The sequence below is a fragment of the Streptomyces sp. R302 genome, from assembly GCF_012927245.1.
Taxonomy (GTDB): domain Bacteria; phylum Actinomycetota; class Actinomycetes; order Streptomycetales; family Streptomycetaceae; genus Streptomyces.
The window spans coordinates 311,483-333,691 of the sequence record NZ_JABBGE010000009.1 but is presented as its reverse complement, the minus strand read 5'-3'; the positions used below and the strand labels follow the sequence as shown (position 1 = coordinate 333,691).

The 22,209-nt window shown below is 74.2% G+C and carries 16 protein-coding genes and 1 tRNA gene; 3 read left to right on the top strand and 14 right to left on the bottom strand.

Annotated features, from left to right (window positions below):
* The first annotated feature begins 270 nt into the window (after positions 1-270).
* Positions 271-1,197, top strand: coding sequence for a hypothetical protein (locus tag HHL19_RS27930; RefSeq protein ID WP_169093110.1), 927 nt, complete (start codon positions 271-273; stop codon positions 1,195-1,197).
* On the top strand, positions 1,194-2,633 hold the full coding sequence (locus HHL19_RS27925; protein WP_169093109.1) for a hypothetical protein: 1,440 nt from the start codon (positions 1,194-1,196) through the stop codon (positions 2,631-2,633). Before HHL19_RS27930 ends, HHL19_RS27925 begins: the two co-directional genes overlap by 4 nt.
* Positions 2,634-2,733: 100 nt before the next feature.
* Here HHL19_RS27925 and HHL19_RS27920 read toward each other — a convergent pair.
* The 11 genes from HHL19_RS27920 to HHL19_RS27870 form a co-directional block, all read right to left on the bottom strand.
* Positions 2,734-2,807: transfer RNA gene (locus HHL19_RS27920), tRNA-Thr, on the bottom strand.
* Between the two features lie 96 nt (positions 2,808-2,903).
* Positions 2,904-4,463, bottom strand: coding sequence for an alpha/beta hydrolase (locus HHL19_RS27915; protein WP_169093108.1), 1,560 nt, complete (start codon positions 4,461-4,463; stop codon positions 2,904-2,906).
* Positions 4,464-4,616: 153 nt separating this feature from the next.
* Positions 4,617-5,819: a DNA polymerase III subunit delta' gene (locus HHL19_RS27910; RefSeq protein WP_169093107.1), complete on the bottom strand. Its 1,203-nt coding sequence runs from the start codon at positions 5,817-5,819 to the stop codon at positions 4,617-4,619.
* A 100-nt stretch (positions 5,820-5,919) separates the two neighbouring features.
* Positions 5,920-9,156 (bottom strand): dTMP kinase, encoded by a 3,237-nt coding sequence (gene tmk, locus HHL19_RS27905; protein WP_169093106.1) that lies wholly within the window; start codon positions 9,154-9,156, stop codon positions 5,920-5,922.
* A 131-nt stretch (positions 9,157-9,287) separates the two neighbouring features.
* On the bottom strand, positions 9,288-12,119 hold the full coding sequence (gene topA / locus HHL19_RS27900; RefSeq protein WP_169093105.1) for a type I DNA topoisomerase: 2,832 nt from the start codon (positions 12,117-12,119) through the stop codon (positions 9,288-9,290).
* A 238-nt stretch (positions 12,120-12,357) separates the two neighbouring features.
* Complete coding sequence (locus HHL19_RS27895) at positions 12,358-12,555, bottom strand: hypothetical protein (RefSeq protein ID WP_169093104.1); 198 nt, start codon at positions 12,553-12,555, stop codon at positions 12,358-12,360.
* A gap of 151 nt (positions 12,556-12,706) precedes the next feature.
* Complete coding sequence (locus HHL19_RS27890; protein WP_169093103.1) at positions 12,707-14,269, bottom strand: methyltransferase; 1,563 nt, start codon at positions 14,267-14,269, stop codon at positions 12,707-12,709.
* 174 nt (positions 14,270-14,443) lie between these two features.
* Complete coding sequence (locus HHL19_RS27885) at positions 14,444-15,097, bottom strand: small secreted protein (RefSeq protein WP_169093102.1); 654 nt, start codon at positions 15,095-15,097, stop codon at positions 14,444-14,446.
* 162 nt (positions 15,098-15,259) lie between these two features.
* Positions 15,260-17,593 (bottom strand): sodium-translocating pyrophosphatase, encoded by a 2,334-nt coding sequence (locus tag HHL19_RS27880; RefSeq protein WP_169093101.1) that lies wholly within the window; start codon positions 17,591-17,593, stop codon positions 15,260-15,262.
* A gap of 164 nt (positions 17,594-17,757) precedes the next feature.
* Positions 17,758-18,213, bottom strand: a complete 456-nt coding sequence (locus tag HHL19_RS27875) for an ATP-binding protein (protein ID WP_169093100.1) — start codon at positions 18,211-18,213, stop codon at positions 17,758-17,760.
* Positions 18,214-18,226: 13 nt separating this feature from the next.
* Positions 18,227-18,580, bottom strand: a complete 354-nt coding sequence (locus HHL19_RS27870; RefSeq protein ID WP_030749286.1) for an STAS domain-containing protein — start codon at positions 18,578-18,580, stop codon at positions 18,227-18,229.
* Between the two features lie 80 nt (positions 18,581-18,660).
* On the opposite strand from HHL19_RS27870, the gene HHL19_RS27865 reads away from it, so the two are divergent.
* Positions 18,661-21,123, top strand: coding sequence for a DEAD/DEAH box helicase (locus HHL19_RS27865; RefSeq protein ID WP_169093099.1), 2,463 nt, complete (start codon positions 18,661-18,663; stop codon positions 21,121-21,123).
* Here the strand turns inward: HHL19_RS27865 and HHL19_RS27860 are convergent.
* The 3 genes from HHL19_RS27860 to HHL19_RS27850 are packed head-to-tail and all read right to left on the bottom strand — an operon-like array spanning position 21,120 to position 22,184.
* Positions 21,120-21,599, bottom strand: coding sequence for an Rv3654c family TadE-like protein (locus HHL19_RS27860; protein WP_169093098.1), 480 nt, complete (start codon positions 21,597-21,599; stop codon positions 21,120-21,122). The two genes, HHL19_RS27865 and HHL19_RS27860, sit on opposite strands and share 4 nt — an antisense overlap.
* Positions 21,596-21,985 carry a TadE family type IV pilus minor pilin gene (locus tag HHL19_RS27855; protein ID WP_169093097.1) on the bottom strand — a complete coding sequence of 130 codons (390 nt, stop codon included), beginning with the start codon at positions 21,983-21,985 and terminating at the stop codon, positions 21,596-21,598. Before HHL19_RS27855 ends, HHL19_RS27860 begins: the two co-directional genes overlap by 4 nt.
* Complete coding sequence (locus HHL19_RS27850) at positions 21,972-22,184, bottom strand: DUF4244 domain-containing protein (protein ID WP_206325213.1); 213 nt, start codon at positions 22,182-22,184, stop codon at positions 21,972-21,974. The genes HHL19_RS27855 and HHL19_RS27850 overlap by 14 nt, the downstream gene beginning before the upstream one ends.
* Between the last annotated feature and the right edge of the window lie 25 nt (positions 22,185-22,209).

Here is a 22,209-nt window from a genome sequence, read left to right as displayed (position 1 = left end):
GAGGGGCGCCTTGGTGAGGGCGGGATGGGCGTCGTGTACCTCGCCCGGTCAGCGTCTGGGCGTCAGGCAGCACTGAAGGTCATCCGCCCTGAACTCGCCGGTGACAGCGAGTTCAGGGTTCGCTTCCGTCATGAGGTTGATGCCGCCCCATCGCACCTGCCTTGTGGCGTCCCCCGGGACGTCGCGCATCACGGACATGCCCTGGCGAGCACCCGAACGGCGATAGCCTGACGTCCAGTCAGTGCGACTGCCCAGGGGAGGGAATGCCGCATGGCCGTAGCCATGTACCGAGCCATCCTGCTCGCGCGAAGGAACGAACAGCGCAGTGAGAAGCTGAGTGCCCGCCGCAGGAAGCTCGACCGGCACGTCGTCCAGGAGAGTACGGCGCAGGAGAAGCAGCGGCAGGCCACCTACGATCGGGCCCTCGTCCCCTTCCGGGACGCTTTCGCGCGGCTCAAGCGGGTGGATCTGGCCGGACTTGCCCCGGTGGACCCGGCTGGGCACGCCACGGCCGACGTCGAACTGCAGGAGATACAGCGACTCGCGGTGTCCGCGGTCGGGTCGCTCATCGGGGGCGGAGCCGCCGGAGCGGGCATCGGCACGGCCACCTACCTGGCCGTCGGCGCCTTCGCCACCGCGTCCACCGGCACAGCCATCTCCGGGCTTTCCGGGGCCGCCGCGAGTAGCGCCACCCTGGCCTGGCTGGGCGGTGGTTCGCTGGCGGCGGGCGGCGGTGGCGTGGCCGCCGGGACGATGGTCCTGGCCGCGGTTGTCGCCGTACCAGCGCTCGTCGTGGGCGGTGTCCTCCTTGAATGGCAGGGCCGCTCGGCCCGCGAGGACCAGGAGAAGGTCGCCGAGGAACTGGGAGCGGCGGAGTCCGAACTGGCGGAGGCCCGCCGGACCCTGTCCGAGGTGTTCCAGCGCAGCCGGGAGATCCGCCTCGTACTCAAGGACCTCTGCGTGGCCATGGAGGAGCGGCTGCCGGCCTTCGCGGCACTGGCCGCCGACCATGACGACTACGGGGCGTACGACGCGGAGCAGCGAGCCCAGGTCAAGGAGGTCTTCGATCTCGCCTGCACGACGGTGAAGGTGATGGCAGCCCCGCCGGCCGGAGAGGACGGCCGGGTCGGCGAGCTGTCCGGCCGCGTCGTTGCGGACGCCCGGGCCCACCTTGCCGAACTGGCATCCGCCGCATGAGCCGTACGGTCCTGCCCGGCGCCGCCGACCAGGCCGCATGGACGGTCGCGGACGCCGCCACCCGCCGGCTGGCCGAGGCCACCGTCGAGACGTTGCGCACCCAGGAGACGGTGGAGCGGCTGGTCCGCCGGTACGTCGGCATCGGCAACGCCCAGCGTGCCGGACACCTCTTCGAGGTACGCCACGCACTCTCCTTCAACCAGAACGCGATCCGGGCCGGCGCGTCGGTCCGGGCTGTGGTCACGGAGTGGGCCGAAGGCGGCTCACAGACTGCCCCGGCCGATGTCTGGCTCGTCGACCGAGGCCGGATCGTGGGCCAGGCGCAGGCCAAGTTGATGGACAGCGTCCCGAAGACCGCTCACCAGGTGTCCCAGCCGCACTACGAGGGGATGGCGCGACTGGTGGCGGGCGACCGGGTCGCCGCCGTGGACAGTCTGCTGGAGCGCCGACTCGCCATGTCTCCCGAGGGAGTGCGGTTCGCCGACTACGCCGACGCCCACGCGCATCTGAAGGACCGGCTGAAGTACGGGAATGTCGCCTCCGACCCGATCGACCTGGCCGACGCGCACCGCTCGGCCCTCGACCCGATGCGCTGGGCGCGCGGTGAGGCGGTACGGGCGGCCGGCCGGGAGGCGGCGGCCGCAGCGGGAACGGCGGCGGCGGTCGGTGGTCTGGTCGCCGGGGCCGTGTCCGCCGCCGGACAGCTGGCCCGGGTGCGGGCGGGTGAGACCTCGGCCGCGTCGGCAGCCCTCACAGCAGCCGCGTCGGCGGCCCAGGCTGCGGCGCGGTCCGGGGCCGTCGCGGGGCTGGGATCGGTGATCCGTACGGCGTCGCGGGCCGGGCGTCTGCCTGCGGTGCTGGGCGGCGGAGACCTGGCGTTCGCGACGGCCGGTGCCGCGTACGCGGTGGCGGAGGCCGGTGTGGCACTGGCGCGCGGGCGGATCGACGCGGGTGAGTTCGCGGCCTGCAGCGCGGAGGCCACCCTGCGGACCGCTCTGGGCTGGGCATGCGGGGCGGTGACGCAGACAGTGATCCCGGTGCCGGTGGTCGGGGCACTGGTGGGCGGTCTGGTGGGCCAGGCAGCCGGCACGCTGATCGCGCAGGGCCTGCAGGCCGCTTTGGTGGCGGTCCGCGGCACCGGCGGGCCGGGCGCGCAGCTGCTGGAGCGGGAGCTGCTCACGGCGTCCCTGACCTCGGGGCTGCTGGGCTCAGCGGCGGCCGCCCTGGGCCCGGTGACGCGCGCGTCGGCCGTCGTGCTGCCCGAGCTGAAGGACGTACGGCAACGTCTCGCGGGCACCGATCCGGCGGCCGCGCTGTCCGGTCTGGCGGCGCTGACGGCTGCGGAGGCCAGCCGTCCCATCTTCCTGACACCGGAGGAGTTCGACGCCTGGATGGCGTCCGAGGATGCCCCGCTGGTCCTCGACCCCAACTGGTGAAGCAACGCGGGCACTCCCCCGGCGTTCCCATCACGCGACGCGCACCACCCGGGCATGAAAAAACCCCAGGTCACGGCGAGTGAGTCCTGGGGTTAATCCGAGCCGCCTTCGGGATTCGAACCCGAGACCTACGCATTACGAGTGCGTTGCTCTGGCCAACTGAGCTAAGGCGGCGCCGCGTGCAGCACCATGGTCGGTGCAGCAGCGTCGCCAAGTCTACACAGTTTCCGGGGGTGCTTTGACCAGGGGCGGAGGGGCGGCGCCGGGGGGCTAGGCGCAGCGCTTGCCGGCGGGGGGCGGGGTGCCTTCGAGGAGGTAGGTGTTGACGGCGGTGTCGACGCAGTCGCTGCCGCGGCCGTAGGCGGTGTGGCCGTCGCCCTCGTAGGTGAGGAGGGTGCCGGAGGAGAGCTGGCCGGCGAGGGACTGGGCCCACTTGTAGGGGGTGGCGGGGTCGCGGGTGGTGCCGACGACGAGGATCGGGGCGGCGCCGTCGGCGGTGATGCGGTGCGGGCGGCCGGTGGCCTCGGAGGGCCAGTAGGTGCAGTTCAGGGCGGCCCAGGCGAGGCCGGTGCCGAAGACCGGGGAGGCCTTGTCGAAGGAGGGGGCCGCAGCCTGCGCGCCGGCCGGGTCCCGGTAGGCGGGGGGCAGGTCGAGGCAGTTCACGGCGGCGTTGGCGAACATGAGGTTCGCGTACGAGCCGTCCGGCTCCCGCTCGTAGTAGCTGTCGGCGAGCGCGAGAAGCGCCGAGCCCTCGCCGCCGATCGCCCGGGTCAGGGCCTCCCGCAGCTGGGGCCAGGCGCCCTCGTCGTACATGGCCGCGATGACGCCGGTGGTCGCCAGGGACTCGCCGAGCTCGCGGCTCTCGCCGGTGGGGACAGGCGTGGTGTCGGTGGTGCGGAAGAACTTCTTGAGGGCGTTCCCGGCCGCCGCGACCGACTCGGTGCCGAGGGGGCAGTCGGGCCGGGTGACGCAGTCGGCGGCGAAGGCGCGGAAGGCGGTCTCGAAGCCGGCCGTCTGGTCCCGGTTGAGGTCGAGCGCCGAGAGGGAGGGGTCCATCGCGCCGTCGAGGACGAGCCGGCCGACCCGCCCGGGGAACAGCTCGGCATAGGTGGCGCCGAGGAAGGTGCCGTACGAGGCGCCGACGTAGTGCAGCTTCGCGTCGCCGAGGACCGCCCGCAGGATGTCCATGTCGCGGGCCGTCTCCACGGTGGAGACGTGCGGCAGGACCGCGCCGGTCCGCTGCTCGCAGCCGGCCGCGAACCGCCGGAAGGAGGCGGCCAGCGCCTCGACCTCCGCCGCGTCGTCCGGCGTCTGGTCGACCTGGGTGTACGTGTCCATCTCCGGGCCCGTCAGACAGTCGACGGGCTCGGAGCGGCCGACCCCGCGCGGGTCGACGGCCACCATGTCGTAGCGGGCCCGCACCGGCTCGGGGTAGCCGATGCCCGCGTACCCCTGGAGGTAGTCGACGGCCGAGCCGCCCGGCCCGCCCGGGTTCACCAGGAGCGAGCCGATCCGCTCGCCGGGCCCGGTGGCCCGCACCCGGGAGACGGCCAGCCGCACCTCGCGCCCGTCGGGCTTCGCGTAGTCGAGCGGGGCCCGGAGCGTCGCGCACTGGAAGCCGGGGACGCCGCAGTCCCGCCAGGACAGCTTCTGTCCGTAGTACTTCTTCAGCGCCTCGGGCGACGGCACCGGGGAGGCGGCCTGCCGCGCCGTGCCGGCCCCCGGGCGCTCGGGAGCGGCGGCGCCGCTCCCGCCCGTACAGCCGGAGAGGATCAGCCCGGCCGCGGCGAGCGCCGTGGCGGAGATGCGGAGGAGACGCCTGGAGTCCATTCCCGGAGCGTATCCGGACGGGTACGGACCGTGTCCAATCGCGTGGAGTCGGGTCGGTCGGGTTGGGTCGGTCGCGTCGGGTCTGGTCTGGCGCGCGGCCGCCGGGCGGGGTCGGGTAGGGGCGGGTGGGACCGGACCGGGCGGGTCGGGCGGTCAGTCGCGGAGGGCCATCGTCATCGCCTCGACCGCGAGCAGCGGCGCCACGTTCCGCTCCAGGGCCTCGCGGCAGGCGAGGACGGCCTCCACCCGGCGCAGCGTCCGCTCCGGGGTGGTGTCGCGGGCGATCCGCTCCACCGCGTCCCGCACGTCCTCGTTGGCCAGCGCGGAGCCGGTGGCCAGCTGGAGCGTCAGCACGTCCCGGTAGAAGCCGGTCAGGTCGGTCAGGGCGAGGTCCAGGCTGTCGAGCTGGGTGCGGCGGCCGCGGCGCTTCTGCTTCTCCTCCAGCTCCTTCATCATGCCGGCGGTGCCGCGCGGCATCCGCCCGCCCTGGACGGCCCCGAGCGCCGCCTTCAGCTCCTCGGTCTCCTTGGTGTCGACCTCCTCGGCGACCTGCTTCGCGTCCTCCGCCGCCGCGTCCACCAGCTCCTGCGCGGCCCGCAGGCAGCCGCCGATGTCCGCCACCCGCAGCGGCAGCTTCAGGACGACGGCGCGGCGGGCTCTGGCCCGCTCGTCGGTGGCGAGCCGACGGGCCCGGTCGACGTGGCCCTGGGTGGCGCGGGCGGCCGCGTGGGCGAGCTCGGGCTCGATGCCGTCGCGCCGGATCAGCACGTCGGCGACGGCCTCGACCGGCGGGGTGCGCAGGGTCAGGTGGCGGCAGCGGGAGCGGATCGTCGGCAGCACGTCCTCGACCGAGGGCGCGCAGAGCAGCCAGACGGTGCGCGGCGCGGGCTCCTCGACGGCCTTGAGGACGGCGTTGGCCGACTTCTCGTTGAGCCGCTCGGCGTCGGTGACGAGGATGATCTGCCAGCGGCCGGTGGCCGGGGAGGTGAAGGACTTGCGGACGGTGTCGCGCATGTCCTTGACGAGGATCTCGGTGCCGACGGCGGAGACCGTCGTCACGTCGGCGTGCGTGCCGACGAGGACCGTGTGGCAGCCGGTGCAGAAGCCGCAGCCGGGCGCCCCGCCGAGCGCCCGGTCCGGGCTGACGCACTGGAGGGCCGCCGCGAAGGCGCGGGCGGCGTCGACCCGGCCCGCGCCGGGCGGGCCGGTGAAGAGCCAGGCGTGCGTCATCTTCGACGCCTCGGGGCCGGGCTCGCCGGCGGCCTGGGCGGTGACCAGCGCGTCGGCGTCCCGTGCGGCGGCGGTGAGCTGCTCCTCGACCCGCTCCTGTCCGACCAGGTCGTCCCATACGGCCATGTCTGCCCCTCCCTGAAGGTACGTCCTCCATTGTGGGGCAGCCGACCGACAACCCGGCCCGGACGGCCCGGACGCCCGGACGGTCCGGACGGTCCGGGCCTCAGTCGTCCCGGTCGTCGTAGCCGCCGAACAGCTCGTCGGCGAGCGTCGGCAGATCGTCCAGCGGGGTCTCCTCGGCCCAGTCGGAACGGCGCCGCGGCCGGCCCTTGTCGTCCAGCTGCGGCAGCTCGCGGGTGACGTCGTTCGCCCCCTCCGAGTCGGTCCCGTCGCGGAAGAAGTCCTGCGGCACCCGGTCCGCCGGGTCCGCCGCCGGCCGCGCGTCCCGTACGGGCGGCAGCACGGCGGTCTCGTCGACCCCACGGTCGGCGATCTGCGGCAGGACGGCCGTCTCGGCCTCGGGCCGGCGCGGGTCCTCCGGCCGGACGACCGGCGTCGCCACGGTGACCTCGTCCGCCGAAGCCGAGGGCGAGGCGGCGGACGAGGAGGAAGCGGAGGAAGCGGAGGAGGAATCCTTGTCGAGCTTCACGACGGGCGTCTGGACGGTGACCTCGTTGGCCGAAGCCTCGGCCGCCGCCCGCTCGGCAGCGGCCCGCTCGGCAGCGGCCTTCGCCGCCGCGGCGCGCTCGGCGGCCGCGCGCTCGGCGGCGGCCTTCCGTTCCGCCGCCTCCGCCTCGGCCGCGGCCCGCTCCGCGGCGGCCCGCGCCGCCGCTTCCTCGGCCGCCTTCGCGGCGGCGGCAGCGGCCGCCGCCCGGCGGGCCTCCTCCGCGCGGAGCAGGGCCTCCTCGGCCTTGCGCTGCTTCTCCTGGCGGAGCGCCTCGGCCTCGGCGCGGAGCCGGGCCTCCTCCTCGGCCTGCTTGCGGAGGCGTTCCTGCTCCTCGCGGCGGGCCTTCTCCTCGGCGGCGAGCCGGCGGGCCTCCTCCTCGGCGGCGAGCCGGGCCTCCTCGGCCTTGCGCCGGGCCTCCTCCGCCTGCCGCTCGGCCTCCAGCCTGCGGGCCTCTTCCTCCTCGCGGCGCTTGCGCTCCTCCTCCTCGGCGCGCAGCTTGGCGAGCTGCTCCTGGCGCTCGCGCTCCAGGCGCTCCTCCTCGGCCTTGCGGGCGGCCTCTTCCTCGGCCTTGCGCCGGGCCTCCTCCTCGGCCTTCCGGCGGGCCTCCTCGGCGGCCTTCACCTCGGCCTCGGAGAGGGGCAGCATCCGGTCGAGCCGGTGGCGTACGACGGTGGTGACGGACTCGGGCTCCTGCCCGGCGTCGACGACGAGGTAGCGCGAGGGGTCGGCGGCGGCGAGGGCGAGGAAACCGGCCCGCACGCGCGCGTGGAACTCGGGCGGCTCCGACTCCAGCCGGTCGGGCGCCTCGGTGAACCGCTCCCGGGCGGTCTCCGGGGAGACGTCGAGGAGGACGGTCAGGTTCGGTACGAGGCCGCCGGTCGCCCAGCGGGAGATGCGGGCGATCTCGGTCGGCGACAGGTCGCGGCCGGCGCCCTGGTAGGCGACGGACGAGTCGATGTACCGGTCGGTGATGACGATGGCGCCCCGCTCCAGGGCGGGCCGGACCAGGGAGTCGACGTGCTCGGCGCGGTCGGCGGCGTACAGCAGCGCCTCGGCGCGGTTCGAGAGCCCGGCCGAGGAGACGTCGAGCAGGATCGAGCGGAGCCGCTTGCCGATGGGGGTGGCGCCGGGCTCGCGGGTGACGACGACCTCGTGGCCCTTGGCGCGGATCCAGTCGGCGAGCGCCTGGACCTGGGTGGACTTGCCGGCGCCGTCGCCGCCCTCCAGGGCGATGAAGAAGCCGGTGGCGGCCGGGGCCTGGGCGGGGTCGGCGCCGCGCAGCGCGTCGCGCAGGTCGCGGCGGAGCGGGACGCCCGCGCGGTCATCGGTCCTGGCCAGGACGAGCGCGGCGACGGGCAGCAGCAGCGCGCCGACGAGGGCGAGCGTGAAGGCGGCGCCGCCGTGGTCGAAGACGGACTTCCCCGGCTCGGAGACGAACGGGTACGGGCCGATCGCGGCGGCGAGCAGCGGCGCGGCGAGCGCGCCGACGGCGATGCCGACGCGCGCGGTGGCCTGGAGGTGCGCGGTGGTGCGCTCCCGGTCCGGCTCCTCGGTCTCCTGGTCGATCAGGACGTGCCCGGTGTTCGCGGCGACGCCGGCCGCGTACCCGGCGAGGGCGGCGAGGAAGAGCACGGTCGCGGTGTCGGGCACGAGGCCGACGGCGATCAGGGCGACGCCGGTGACGGCGACGGCGAGGGCGAGCAGCCGGCGCCGGGAGAGCACCGGGAGCACGGAGCGGGCGGTGCGGATGCCGACGGCGGTGGCGCCGCTGAGCGCGAGGACGAGCAGCGCGTACGTGACGGGCCCGCCGCCGAGGTCGAAGGCGTGCAGCGCGGCGAGCGAGGCGGCCGCGCCGATGGCGCCGGCGACGGTGGCGCAGGCCAGGACGAGCAGCGGTACGGCTCCGGTGCGGCCCTTGCCGGCCGTTCCGGTGCGGCGCAGGCCCTCCAGGGGCGAGCGGGGGCGCGGGGTCTGTCCGCCGGGCAGGGTCATCGCGGCGAGGACGCTGACGGAGGCGGCGAAGAGGCCGGCGGCGACGTAGGCGCCGAGGGCGGCCTGGTGCAGCGAGAACCAGTCGATGCCGGAGCCCAGCAGGTTGCCGATCAGGGTGGCGCCGAGCAGGACGGCGGCGGCGGCCGGGACGGCGAGGAAGGCGGTGCGCTGGGTGAGCGTGCGCAGCGCGCCGAGGTGGTCGGGGAGCGGCCGGATCGCGTCGCCCTCGACGGGCGCTGCGGGCAGCAGCGCGGGCGCGGCACCGTCGCGGCAGACGGTCCAGAGGCGTTCGGCGGCACCGGTCAGGAAGACGGTGCCGAGCAGGAACCACAGGGCGCTGCCGGGGGTCCAGTCGATCCACAGGGGCGCGATGACGAGGAGCGCGATCCGCAGCCCGTCGGCGCCGATCATGGTCCACCGCCGGTCGAGGACGGCGCCGGGCGCGGTCAGGGTGGTGAGCGGGCCGAGCAGGACGGCGCCGAAGAGGACGGTGGCGAGCAGCCGGGCGCCGACGACGGCGGCGACGGCGAAGGCCGCGCCCCGGTAGCCGCCGCCGAGGGCGCCCTCGGTCACCGCGACCTGGAGGCCGAGCAGGACCAGGACGAGGAGGGCGAGGGCGTCGCCGACGCCGCCGACGACCTGCGCGCTCCACAGCCGGCGCAGCGGCTGGTGGCGTACGAGGGCCTTCACAGCCCGCTCCCGGGAATCCGCGACGAGGGCCGCGTCGAAGACGGGGGCGGCGCCGGGGGCGGGTGCGGCTTCGGAGTCGCCCAGAGGCTCTGGCTGCTCTGCTCGCGTCATCCGTCCACCCTATCCGGACGGCCTGGCTCACCGGGGCCTCGGCCGAACAAACGTGGGAAGGGCGGGAGCCTCGCTCCCGCCCTTCCCACGTACGACCAACGCGCGCGACCCGCACGCACGACCCGCGCGGACTACTCCGGCTTGGCCGCCGCGGCCTTCTTCGCCGTGGTGGTCTTCTTCGCCGTGGTCGTCTTCTTGGCGGCCGTCGTCTTCTTCGCCGCGGTCTTCTTCGCCGCGGTCGTCTTCTTCGCCGCCGTCTTCTTGGCCGCGGTCTTCTTCGCCGGGGCCTTCTTGGCGGTCTTCTTCGCCGGGGCCTTGGCGCGCTTCTCGGCGAGCAGCTCGTAGCCGCGCTCCGGCGTGATCGTCTCGACGCTGTCGCCGGTGCGCAGGGTCGCGTTGGTCTCGCCGTCCGTCACGTACGGGCCGAAGCGGCCGTCCTTGACGACCACGGGCTTCTCGCTGACGGGGTCGGTGCCGAGCTCCTTCAGCGGCGGCTTGGCGGCGGCCCGGCCACGCTGCTTGGGCTGGGCGTAGATCGCCAGGGCCTCCTCCAGCGTGATGCTGAAGAGCTGGTCCTCGCTGGTCAGCGACCGCGAGTCGGTGCCCTTCTTGAGGTACGGGCCGTACCGGCCGTTCTGCGCGGTGATCTCGACGCCCTCGGCGTCGGTGCCGACGACGCGCGGCAGCGACATCAGCTGGAGGGCCTCCTCCAGGGTGACGGTGTCCAGGGACATCGTCTTGAAGAGGGAGGCGGTGCGCGGCTTGACCGCGTTCTTGCCGGTCTTCGGGGTGTCCTCGGGGAGGATCTCCGTCACGTACGGGCCGTACCGGCCGGCCTTGGCGACGATCTGGTGGCCGCTGACCGGGTCGGTGCCGAGCTCGAAGTCACCGCTCGGCTTGGCGAGCAGCTCCTCCGCGTACTCGACGGTGAGCTCGTCGGGCGCGAGGTCCTCGGGGACGTCGGCCTTCTGGTAGCCCTCCTGCTCGCGCTCGCCGCGCTCGACGTAGGCGCCGTAGCGGCCGACGCGGAGCACGATGCCGTCGCCGACGGGGAAGGAGGAGATCTCTCGGGCGTCGATGGCGCCGAGGTCGGTGACGAGCTCCTTGAGGCCGCCGAGGTGGTCGCCGTCGCCGTTGCCGGCGTCGGCCGCGCCGCCGGAAACCTCGCCCTCGCCGAAGTAGAAGCGCTTCAGCCACGGCACGGACTGGGCCTCGCCGCGGGCGATGCGGTCGAGGTCGTCCTCCATCTTGGCGGTGAAGTCGTAGTCGACGAGCCGGCCGAAGTGCTTCTCCAGGAGGTTGACCACGGCGAAGGAGAGGAAGGACGGCACGAGGGCCGTGCCCTTCTTGAAGACGTAGCCGCGGTCGAGGATGGTGCCGATGATCGAGGCGTACGTCGACGGGCGGCCGATCTCGCGCTCTTCCAGCTCCTTGACCAGGGTGGCCTCGGTGTAGCGGGCGGGCGGCTTGGTGGCGTGGCCGTCGGCGGTGATCTCCTCGGCGGCGAGCGCGTCGCCCTCGGCGACCTGCGGGAGGCGCCGCTCGCGGTCGTCGAGCTCCGCGTTCGGGTCGTCGGCGCCCTCCACGTAGGCCTTCATGAAGCCGTGGAAGGTGATCGTCTTGCCGGAGGCCGAGAACTCGGCGTCGCGGCCGTCGGCGGAGGTGCCGCCGATCTTGACGGTGACCGAGTTGCCCGTGGCGTCCTTCATCTGGGAGGCGACGGTCCGCTTCCAGATGAGCTCGTACAGCTTGAACTGGTCGCCGGTGAGGCCGGTCTCGGCCGGGGTGCGGAAACGATCGCCCGAAGGCCGGATCGCCTCGTGCGCCTCCTGCGCGTTCTTGACCTTGCCGGCGTAGACGCGCGGCTTCTCCGGCAGGTAGTCGGCGCCGTACAGCTGCGTCACCTGGGCGCGGGCGGCGGCCACGGCGGTGTCGGAGAGCACGGTGGAGTCCGTACGCATGTAGGTGATGAAGCCGTTCTCGTACAGCTTCTGCGCCACCTGCATGGTCGCCTTCGCGCCGAAGCCGAGCTTGCGGCTGGCCTCCTGCTGGAGGGTGGTGGTGCGGAAGGGCGCGTACGGGGAGCGGCGGTACGGCTTCGACTCGACCGAGCGGACGGCGAAGCGGGTGTCGGCGAGGGCGGCCGCGAGCGCGCGGGCGTTCGCCTCGTCGAGGTGGAGCACGCTGTCGCTCTTCAGCCGGCCGTCGGCGCCGAAGTCACGGCCCTGCGCGACGCGCTTGCCGTCGACCGCGGCGAGGCGGGCGGTGAGGGAGGACGGGTCGGAGGGGTCGCCGGCGCGGCCGGTGGAGAAGGTGCCGGTGAGGTCCCAGTACTCGGCGGAGCGGAAGGCGATGCGCTCGCGCTCGCGCTCGACGACGAGCCGGGTGGCGACGGACTGCACGCGGCCGGCGGAGAGGCCGCGCATGACCTTCTTCCACAGGACCGGGGAGACCTCGTAGCCGTAGAGCCGGTCGAGGATGCGGCGGGTCTCCTGGGCGTCGACCATCCGCTTGTTCAGCTCGCGCGGGTTGGCGACGGCGGCCTGGATCGCGTCCTTGGTGATCTCGTGGAAGACCATCCGGTGGACGGGGACCTTGGGCTTGAGGACTTCCTGGAGGTGCCACGCGATGGCCTCGCCCTCGCGGTCCTCATCGGTGGCGAGGAAGAGCTCGTCGGACTCGGCGAGCAGGTCCTTGAGCTTCTTGACCTGCGCCTTCTTGTCCGCGTTGACGACGTAGATGGGCTGGAAGTCGTGCTCGACGTCGACGCCGAGGCGGCGCACCTCGCCGGTGTACTTCTCCGGCACCTCGGCGGCGCCGCTGGGGAGGTCACGGATGTGCCCGACGCTCGCCTCGACGACATAGCCGGGGCCGAGGTAGCCCTTGATCGTCTTCGCCTTGGCAGGCGACTCGACGATGACGAGTCGGCGGCCGCCGTGTGCGGTCTCGCTGGTCGGGGACAACTTCGCTCTTCTCTCCGGTCGACGCGGTCTGCGCTGGCACGCACGTCAGCGACACGCACGGTGACGCTGGCGTCGCTGCGGAGTGTGACGGTACAACCCGCCCCCGTGTCAAACAGGGAAAGCCCGCAACGGCCACTCGAACGGTAACCCGACTCCTGCCCTTCCTGCCGCCCGGACTGCCGGACCGGCGGGGCGGTTCACTGTGGGGCGGGTCTCAACGGGTGGTGCGGGCGGCGGCTCAGACGCGGCCGAAGCACCAGAGGCCGAGGCCGAGGAAGAGCGCCCCGGCGAGCCCCGCGAAGGCGGCGGCGGCGCGCGGCGCGACGCCGAGCGCGACCGGCTCGCCCTGCCGGACCCGGACGGTCGTCCACAGCAGCAGCGCGCCTCCGAACAGCGTGAACGCCGCCCCCGCGAAGATCGCCGGCCCGCTCTCCATGCCCGTACCCGCTTTCCGTCCCGGCGCCGGCCCGGCGCGACGTGTGTCTCCCTAGGGGAGGCTGACACCTCACGGCGTCCCGGACGCGAATTCCGGGTGAACGACGCGGGCCGGGCCGTCCGGTTTCACGAAGATGGCCGGTAGTGCCCCACTACTCCGGAGCCGGCTTCTCCCCCGGAAGGAGGGACTCCGGGGTGAGGAAGCCCTCCTCGACGAGGAGCCGGATGGCCTGCGGCGTGCGGTCCCGCAGCAGCACCGGGTCCTCGCCCATGAGCTGGGCGATCGCGTCGAGGATCCGTCCGGCGCTGAGGGTGCCGTCGCAGACGCCCGCGAAGCCGGCGCCCACGTGGTCGACCCGGGTGGCGCGGCGCATGCCCCGGTTCTGCCGCAGGACGACGTGCTCGGGGTCCTCGGCGCCGGGCAGCCCGACCTGCTCCTGGACGACCTCGGGGGCGAGGGTGAAGCTGTCCGCGAGCAGCGCGGCGTCGTCGCGGGTCCGCAGGTAGTCCTGGCGCTCGAAGTGGGCGCGGACCGTCGGGCCGAGCGGCTGCTCCACGGGGTGCGGCCACTCCTCGATCACGATCGACGGCTCGGCCTCGCCCGCGGCCACCGCCGGGTGGCGCCGCAGGGTGATCCAGCCGAAGCCGATGGCCTTGGTGCCGCTCGCCTCGAAGGCGTCCAGCCAGCGGTCGTACGCCGCCCGGTACGCCTCGGGGTCGCCCCGGTGGTCGCCGCTGTCCCGCAGCCACAGCTCGGTGTACTGGGTGATGTCCTGCACCTCGCGCTGGACGATCCAGGCGTCGCAGCCGCGCGGCACCCAGGAGCGGAGCCGGTCCTGCCACTCCTCGCCGTCGACGTGCTGCCAGTTGGCGAGGAACTGCGCGAACCCGCCGTCGTTCAGCCGCTCGCCGGCCTGCTGGACGAGGGTCCGGCACAGGTCGTCGCCGCTCATCCCGCCGTCCCGGTAGGTGAGTCCGGCGCCGGGGGAGATCACGAACGGCGGGTTGGAGACGACCAGGTCGTACGTGTCGCCGTCCACCGGCTCGTACAGCGAGCCCTCCAGGAGCTCGGCCTCGCGCGCCCCGGAGAGGGCGAGCGTCAACCTTGTGAAGTCCAGCGCCCGGGGGTTGAGGTCGGTGGCGGTGACCAGGGTGGCGTGCCGGGCGGCGTGCAGGGCCTGGATGCCGGAACCGGTGCCGAGGTCGAGCGCGGCGGCGACCGGGGTGCGGACGGTGATGCCGGCCAGGGTCGTGGAGGCGCCGCCGACCCCGAGGACGACCCCCTCCTCCTTGGAGCCGATCCCGCCGGCGCCGCCGACGGCGCAGCCCAGGTCGGAGACGATGAACCAGTCCTCGCCCTCGGGACCGCCGTACGGCCGCACGTCGACGGTGGCGCGTACGGCTCCGGCCTCCTCGACCACCCAGCCGTCGGCCAGCGCCTCCTGAAGCGGGAGGGCGGCGGCGGCACGGGCGGGCTCGACGGACTCCTGGAGCAGGAAGAGCCGGACGAGGGTCTCCAGCGGGGAGTCGCCGCGGGTGGCGCGCAGGGCGGGCACGGTCTCGCTGCGGGCGAGCGCCGCGTAGGCGGGGGCGCCGAGCCGGTCGAGCAGACCGTCGGCGGTGAAGTCCGCGGCGAGCAGGGCCTCGCGCAGTCGGGCGGCGTGCGCGGGCACCGGGAGGCTGGTGGTCAGGCTGGTCGTACTCACGTGCTCCATTGTGACGGCCGCCCCCGACATCCCGGTCAGCGACAGCCCGGCAAGGGGCAGTCCGGCAAGGAGCAGTCCGTCGGTGACAGCCCGGCGAGGGGCAGCCCGGCGGCGACAGCCCGGCGGCCGGCACCGGGTCGCCCGATACCGGCCGTCGCGAACACCTGTACGGAGGTGCGGCGGTCAGGACTCCCCGGACGCCGAGGCGGACGCCTTCGGCGAGGCCGAGGTGGTGGGCGTGGCCGTGGCGCCCGCCTTCGGGGAGGCGGAGGCGGACGGCGTCTTCGGGACCGACGGGGTCGGCTTCTGGCAGCCGGGCTGCTTCGCCATGGCCTGGCCCAGCTCGCCGCTCTCCAGGTTGGCCAGCGCCTTCTGGTCCATCTTCTCGATCTTGGTGAGGCCGTCGGCGACGTCCTTCAGGCCCTCGGCGAACTTCTGCTGGTTCGTCGGGTCCAGCGCGTCGACCTGCTTCTTCAGCCCGTCGTAGGCGACGGCGGTCGCGTTGAGCTCCGCGATGACGTCCTTCTGGACCTTCTCGCCGTTCTCGATCGGCGGCACGCCGGCGCTCTCCACGGCCTTGGCCAGCGCCCGGTCGGCGTCCGCGATGTCCTTGAACGCCTTGGAGTCGGCGGCCTGGATCTCCGCCGGACGGCTGTCCGCCGCGGTCGAGATGATGATCTGGTGGGCGTCGGCCCGCTTCTGGATCTGCGGCTTGGCCTGGTCGCAGAACGACTTGGCCCAGTCGCCGACCTTGTCGCCCTCGTCCTCGCTGCAGCCGGACAGCACGAGCACCAGTACCGCACCGCCGGACAGCGCTGCCGCAAGCTTCTTGTTCACCGGATCGGTCCCTTCCAAGACTCTCGGCCCCGGAACATACACGGCGCGCGGGCGACTTCCACCTTTCGTACGAGCGATTCCTCCCGTGTTGAATCCGTTTGACCCAAGGGACGCCCGGCCCCCGGGCGGTCCGCACGTCCGGGAAATGAGACGGACGCCACGTCAGGCGACGGCCACCGGGCGGCGTTTGGAGGCGCGGACCGCGACGGTCACCACGAGCAGCGCGAGGACGGCGATCCCGGCCCGCGCCCAGGCGTTCGCGTCCTCGCCGTGGCCGAAGCGCACCACGGCCGGGGCGATCAGCAGCGCCACCAGGTTCATCACCTTCAGGAGCGGGTTGATCGCCGGCCCCGCGGTGTCCTTGAACGGGTCGCCGACGGTGTCGCCGATCACCGTCGCCTCGTGCGCCGGGCTGCCCTTGCCGCCGTGGTTGCCGTCCTCGACCAGCTTCTTGGCGTTGTCCCAGGCGCCGCCGGAGTTGGCGAGGAAGACCGCCATCAGCGCGCCGGTGCCGATCGCGCCGGCGAGGTACGCGCCGAGCGGGCCGACGCCGAGCGCGAAGCCGACCGCGACGGGGGCGGTGACGGCGAGCAGTCCGGGCGTGGCGAGCTCGCGCAGCGCGTCCTTGGTGCAGATGTCGACGACCCGGCCGTACTCGGGGAGCTCGGTGCCGTCCATGATCCCGGGGTGCTCGCGGAACTGCCGCCGCACCTCGTACACCACCGAACCGGCCGACCGGGAGACCGCGTTGACGGCCAGTCCGGAGAAGAGGAAGACGACGGCCGCGCCGAGGATCAGCCCGACGAGGTTGTTCGGCTGCGAGATGTCCATGGAGAGTGTCAACTCCCCTGCCTTGGCGCCGACCTCGGCGACGGAGGTGGCGATGGCGTCGCGGTACGAGCCGAAGAGCGCGGCGGCGGCGAGGACGGCGGTCGCGATCGCGATGCCCTTGGTGATCGCCTTGGTGGTGTTGCCGACGGCGTCGAGTTCGGTGAGGACCTGCGCGCCGGCGCCCCTGACCTCCCCGGACATCTCGGCGATGCCCTGCGCGTTGTCGGCGACCGGGCCGAAGGTGTCCATGGCGACGATCACGCCGACCGTGGTGAGCAGCCCGGTCCCGGCGAGTGCGACCGCGAACAGCGCCAGCATCACGGAGGCGCCGCCGAGCAGGAAGGCCCCGTACACGGCGAGGGCGATGAGCAGCGCCGCGTACACCGCGGACTCCAGGCCGATGGCGACGCCGGCGAGGACGACGGTGGCGGGGCCGGTGAGCGCGGAGCGGCCGATGTCCTGGACGGGGCGGCGGCCGGTCTCGGTGAAGTAGCCGGTGAGCCGCTGGATGAGCGCGGCGAGGAGGATCCCGATGGCGACGGCGACCAGCGCGAGGACCCGGGGGTCGCCGTCGTGCTCGTCGAGCCCCGGTTCGGTGACGCCGGCCAGCTCGGCGTAGGAGGACGGGAGGTAGACGAAGGCGGCGACGGCGACGAGGGCGAGGGAGACGACCGCGGAGACGAAGAAGCCCCGGTCGACGGCGCGCATCCCGCCGCGGTCGGAGCGCCGGGGCGCGACGGCGAGGACGCCGACGACGGCGGTGAGGACGCCGATCGCGGGCACGACCAGCGGGAAGACCAGGCCGTGGTCGCCGAAGGCGGCCTTGCCGAGGATGAGGGCGGCGACCAGGGTGACGGCGTACGACTCGAAGAGGTCGGCGGCCATGCCCGCGCAGTCGCCGACGTTGTCGCCCACGTTGTCGGCGATGGTGGCGGCGTTGCGCGGGTCGTCCTCGGGGATGCCCTGCTCGACCTTGCCGACGAGGTCGGCGCCGACGTCGGCGGCCTTGGTGAAGATGCCGCCGCCGACCCTCATGAACATGGCGATGAGGGCGGCGCCGAGGCCGAAGCCCTCCAGGACCTTCGGCGCGTCGGCGGCGTACACGAGGACGACGCAGGCGGCGCCGAGCAGGCCGAGCCCGACCGTGCACATGCCGACGACGCCGCCGGTGCGGAAGGCGATGCGCAGGGCCCGGTGGGCCGCCTCCACGGGGTCCCGGCCGGGTTCGCCGGGGGCCGGGGCGGCCTCCCGCGCGGCGGCGGCGACCCGGACGTTGGCCCGGACCGCGAGCCGCATCCCCACATAGCCGGTGACCGCCGAGAACAACGCCCCGACCAGGAAGAACAGCGAGCGCCCGGCCCGCTGCGACCAGGAGTCGGCGGGCAGTGCCAGGAGCAGCAGGAAGACGACGACGGCGAAGAGCGCGATGGTACGCAGCTGGCGGGCGAGGTAGGCGTTGGCGCCCTCCTGCACGGCGGCGGCGATCCGCCGCATCGCCGGGGTGCCCTCGTCGGCCTTGAGCACCTGCCGGCCGAAGAGCCGGGCGGTGACCAGTGCGGCGAGGGCGACCCCGGCGATGACGGCGACGATCGTCCGGTTCCCGCTGGTGAGCACCGCCGCGGCGAGGGCGGCGGGGGCCTGGGCCAATTCCGGTTCCGGGTGCATGGGCACGGATCATAGGCAGCCGAAGCCGGACAAAAGGGATCACAGGGATGGCACCCCGCCGGAATCCATCGATTGCCCCTGAGAACGGCCGCCGGGAACGGAGAAGCGGAAGAGGCCCTGCCACTGGGGCAGAGCCTCTTCCGGTACGTCTCTGGGGCCGCGGGTCAGGACAGGATGTCCGCGTCCGCGTCCGCCGGGGTGGTGGGCCAGCTCATCCGGATGGTGCCGCCGTCCTCGCCGGCGGTCACCTCGACGTCGTCGACGAGCCCGCGGATCACGGCGAGACCCATCTCGTCCTCGCCGTCGGCCTCGTCGGACTCCTCCACCGGGGCCCCGGCGCGCGCGCCGGGGACACCGGCGGCGCCCGAACCGGGCACTTCGTCCCCGACCTCGATGGAGAACGTCTTCTCCTCCTCGGTCAGCACGACCCGGATGGGCGTGGTCACACCGCCGAGGCGGTGCAGCCCGACCGCGCGGGAACACGCCTCGCCCACGGCGAGACGCACCTCGTCGAGGACCGCCTCGTCCACCCCGGCCCTGCGGGCGACCGCGGCCGCCACCAGGCGGGCCGTGCGGACGTGCTCGGGCTGGGCGCTGAAGCGGAGTTCAACGGTGGCCATGGGATCCCCCCGGTCAGTCGACCGCGTTGACGGCCTCGTCGACCGAGGTGTGGATCGGGAAGACCTTGGTGAGGCCCGTGATCCGGAAGATCTTGAGGATGCGCTCCTGGTTGCAGACCAGACGCAGCGAACCCTCGTGCGCACGCACACGCTTCAGGCCACCCACGAGCACACCGAGGCCGGTGGAGTCGAGGAAGTCCACTCCCTCCATGTCGACGACCAGGTGGTAACTGCCGTCGTTCACCAACTCGACCAACTGCTCGCGCAGCTTGGGCGCGGTATAAACATCAATCTCGCCACCGACCTCGACGACCGTACGGTCGCCGCCAGCTCCGGGCACAGTGCGAGTCGACAGGGACAGGTCCACGGATCCTCCAGCACCTTGCTATCGGGCGTTCGCCCCCTCGGATCTCCCGGGCGGAGTCGGAGAACGAATCACCAGCCGCGATGGCATTCAATCACTTACCAGCAGCCATGCACGACGCCTTGGAAGCATTGTCCGTCACGCCGGTGACACACTCGGTGCCGATGGCCAAGAATCACCGCACCGCTCGACCCGCCGGGGACACGGGCAGCCGCCCCTCCCCGCACCGGGTCCTCGAACGGCTCGCCTCGGGCGAGAGCCGCGCCGCGCGCATCACTCATATGGAGCACATGCCCGCTCGGACGGGCCGCCATGCCGTCTGGCCGGACCGTATCCGCTCCGAGGTGATCGCCGCGATCCAGGACGCCGGCATCGAGCACCCCTGGGCCCACCAGGCCGAGGCCGCCGAGCACGCCCTCGACGGCGAGTCCGTGGTGATCGCCACGGGCACCGCCTCCGGCAAGTCGCTCGCCTACCTCGCCCCCGTCCTCTCCACCCTCCTCGACGGCGCCGAGGCCGCGAACGGCCGCGGCACGACCGCCCTCTACCTCTCCCCCACCAAGGCCCTCGCCACCGACCAGCGGCGCGCCGTCCGCGAGCTCGCCGCCCCGCTCGGCAACCGCATCCGGCCCGCCGTCTACGACGGCGACACCCCCGTCGAGGAACGCGAGTGGGTCCGCCAGTACGCGAACTACGTGCTCACCAACCCCGACATGCTGCACCGGGGCATCCTGCCCGCCCACCCCAGGTGGTCCTCCTTCCTGCGCTCGCTGCGCTACGTCGTCATCGACGAGTGCCACACCTACCGGGGCGTCTTCGGCTCCCACGTCGCCCAGGTCCTGCGCCGGCTGCGCCGGGTCTGCGCCCGGTACGGCTCCGATCCGGTCTTCCTCCTCGCCTCCGCCACCTCCGCCGACCCGGCCCGCGCCGCAGGGCGCCTCACCGGCCTGCCCGTCACCGAGGTCTCCGACGACGCCTCCCCGCGCGGCGAACTGGTCTTCGCCCTGTGGGAGCCGCCCCTCACCGAACTCCAGGGCGAGCGGGGCGCCCCGGTCCGCCGCACCGCCACCGCCGAGACCGCCGACCTCCTCACCGACCTCACCCGGCAGGGCGTCCGCACGGTCGCCTTCGTCCGCTCCCGGCGCGGCGCCGAACTGATCTCGGTGATCGCCCAGGAACGGCTCGCCGAGACCGACCGGGCCCTCGCCCGCCGGGTCGCCGCCTACCGGGGCGGCTACCTCCCCGAGGAGCGCCGCGCCCTGGAGCGGGCCCTGCACTCCGGGGAACTCCTCGGCCTCGCCGCCACCACCGCCCTGGAACTGGGCGTGGACGTCTCCGGCCTCGACGCCGTCCTCATCGCCGGCTACCCCGGCACCCGGGCCTCGCTGTGGCAGCAGGCCGGCCGGGCGGGCCGCTCCGGCGAGGGCGCCCTCGCCGTCATGATCGCCCGCGACGACCCGCTGGACACCTTCCTCGTCCACCACCCCGAGGCGATCTTCGACCAGCCGGTCGAGTCGACCGTCCTGGACCCCGACAACCCCTACGTCCTCGCCCCCCATCTCTGCGCCGCCGCCTCCGAACTCCCCCTCACCGAGGCCGACCTCGCCCTCTTCGGCCCCGCCGCGCCCGGCCTCATGCCGCAGCTGGAGGGCGCCGGGCTGCTGCGCCGCCGCGCCGGCGGCTGGTACTGGACCCGCCGCGAGCGGGCCGCCGACCTCGCCGACATCCGGGGCGGCGGCGGCAGCCCGGTCCGGATCGTCGAGGAGGGCACCGGCCGGCTCCTCGGCACGGTCGACGAGGCCGCCTCCCACGCCTCCGTCCACGAGGGCGCCGTCCACCTCCACCAGGGCCGCACCTACCTGGTCCGCACGCTGGACCTGGAGGACTCCGTCGCCCTCGTCGAGGAGGCCGTCCCGCCGTACTCGACCGTCGCCCGCGACACCACCTCCATCCGCGTCCTGGAGACCGGCACCGAGCTCCCCTGGGGCGCGGGCCGCCTCTGCTACGGCTCCGTCGAGGTCACCAACCAGGTCGTCTCCTTCCTGCGCCGCCGGCTGATCACGGGCGAGGTGCTGGGCGAGACCAAGCTCGACCTGCCGCCCCGCACCCTGCGCACCCGGGCCGTGTGGTGGACGGTCACCGAGGACCAGCTCGACGCCGCCCGGATCACCCCGGAGATCCTCGGCGGCGCCCTGCACGCCGCCGAGCACGCCTCCATCGGCATGCTGCCGCTCTTCGCCACCTGCGACCGCTGGGACATCGGCGGCGTCTCCGTCCCGCTCCACCCGGACACCCTGCTGCCGACCGTCTTCGTGTACGACGGCCACCCGGGCGGCGCCGGCTTCGCCGAACGCGCCTTCCACACCGCCCGGTCCTGGCTCGCCGCCACCCGCGAGGCGATCGCCTCCTGCGAGTGCGAGGCCGGCTGCCCGTCCTGCATCCAGTCCCCCAAGTGCGGCAACGGCAACGACCCCCTCCACAAACGAGGCGCCATCCGCCTCCTCACCGAACTCCTCCGCGAAGCCCCCACGGAGCCCGCCCCCTAAGGCCCTGCCCCGTCCGAAGCGAGCCCGGACACCGGAGGACCGGGCACGGACGGCGCGGACACGGGCACGGGCGGCGCGGGCGCGGGCGGCGGGGGAGCGGACACGGGCGGCACGGGCGGCGGGGGCACGGGCGCGGGCGGCGCGGCGGGGCCCGCGCGGGATCTCGCCGTCGGGGCCCACGGTCCGGCGGCCACCCGGGCCGTCACCTCCGCCTCGGCGCCGGTCAGCCGGCAGTGGAGCAGCTCGGCGCCCTGCGCGGTGGTGACCCGGCGGGCCGCCGCGCACGCCTCCGGCTCGCCCCAGAGCGCCCGGTCGGCGGCGGCGAGGGCCGCGAGATCCGCGGCGCCCCCGGCCCGGTGCCGGGCGGCCACCGCCTGTCCGAGCGCCAGCACCGCCCCGAACACCACGCACAGGGCGCAGGCCGCGAAGGCCGTCCACACGCTCGCGACACCCCGGTCGCCATGTCCGCGCCTCACACCGGTCCCCCTCCCCCGAGCGTGTCCTCGGCGAGGGCCGCCGCCCCGGCCCGCAGGGTCACTCCCAGGCCGCCAGGCCCGGGTGCCGCGGACTCCACGGTCACCCGCCACAGCTCGCCCTCCCGCGCCACCGCCACCCGGGCCCCCTCGGGCGCGGCGGCCCTGGCCGCGGCCACCACGGCCTCCGCGGGCTCCGAGCGGGCCGCCGCCCGCGCCCCGGCCCTGGCCGCGTCCACGCACCGGATCTGCGCGGCGGACGCGGCCAGCGCCCACAACAGCGCCATGGCGAAGAGCGCGAGCACCGGCAGCACCACCGCCGCCTCCACGGTCACCGAACCCCGGTCCCGGCCCCGGCCCCAACCCCGGCCCGGGTCAGAACGGCGCATCGAGTGCCTTCGTGACCAGGGATTCCAGGGCTCCCGAGACGGACCCTCCGGTCACCACCTTGTAGAACACGGCGGCCAGGCCGGCCGCCGTGAGCGTGCCCAGCGCGTACTCGACCGTGCTCATGCCGCTGTCGGTCCGCAGAGCCGCCCGCCGGGCCGCCCAGAACCCCCGCAGCGCCGCCCGCACCCACACGTACATCGTTCCCATCTCTCTTCTCCTTCGC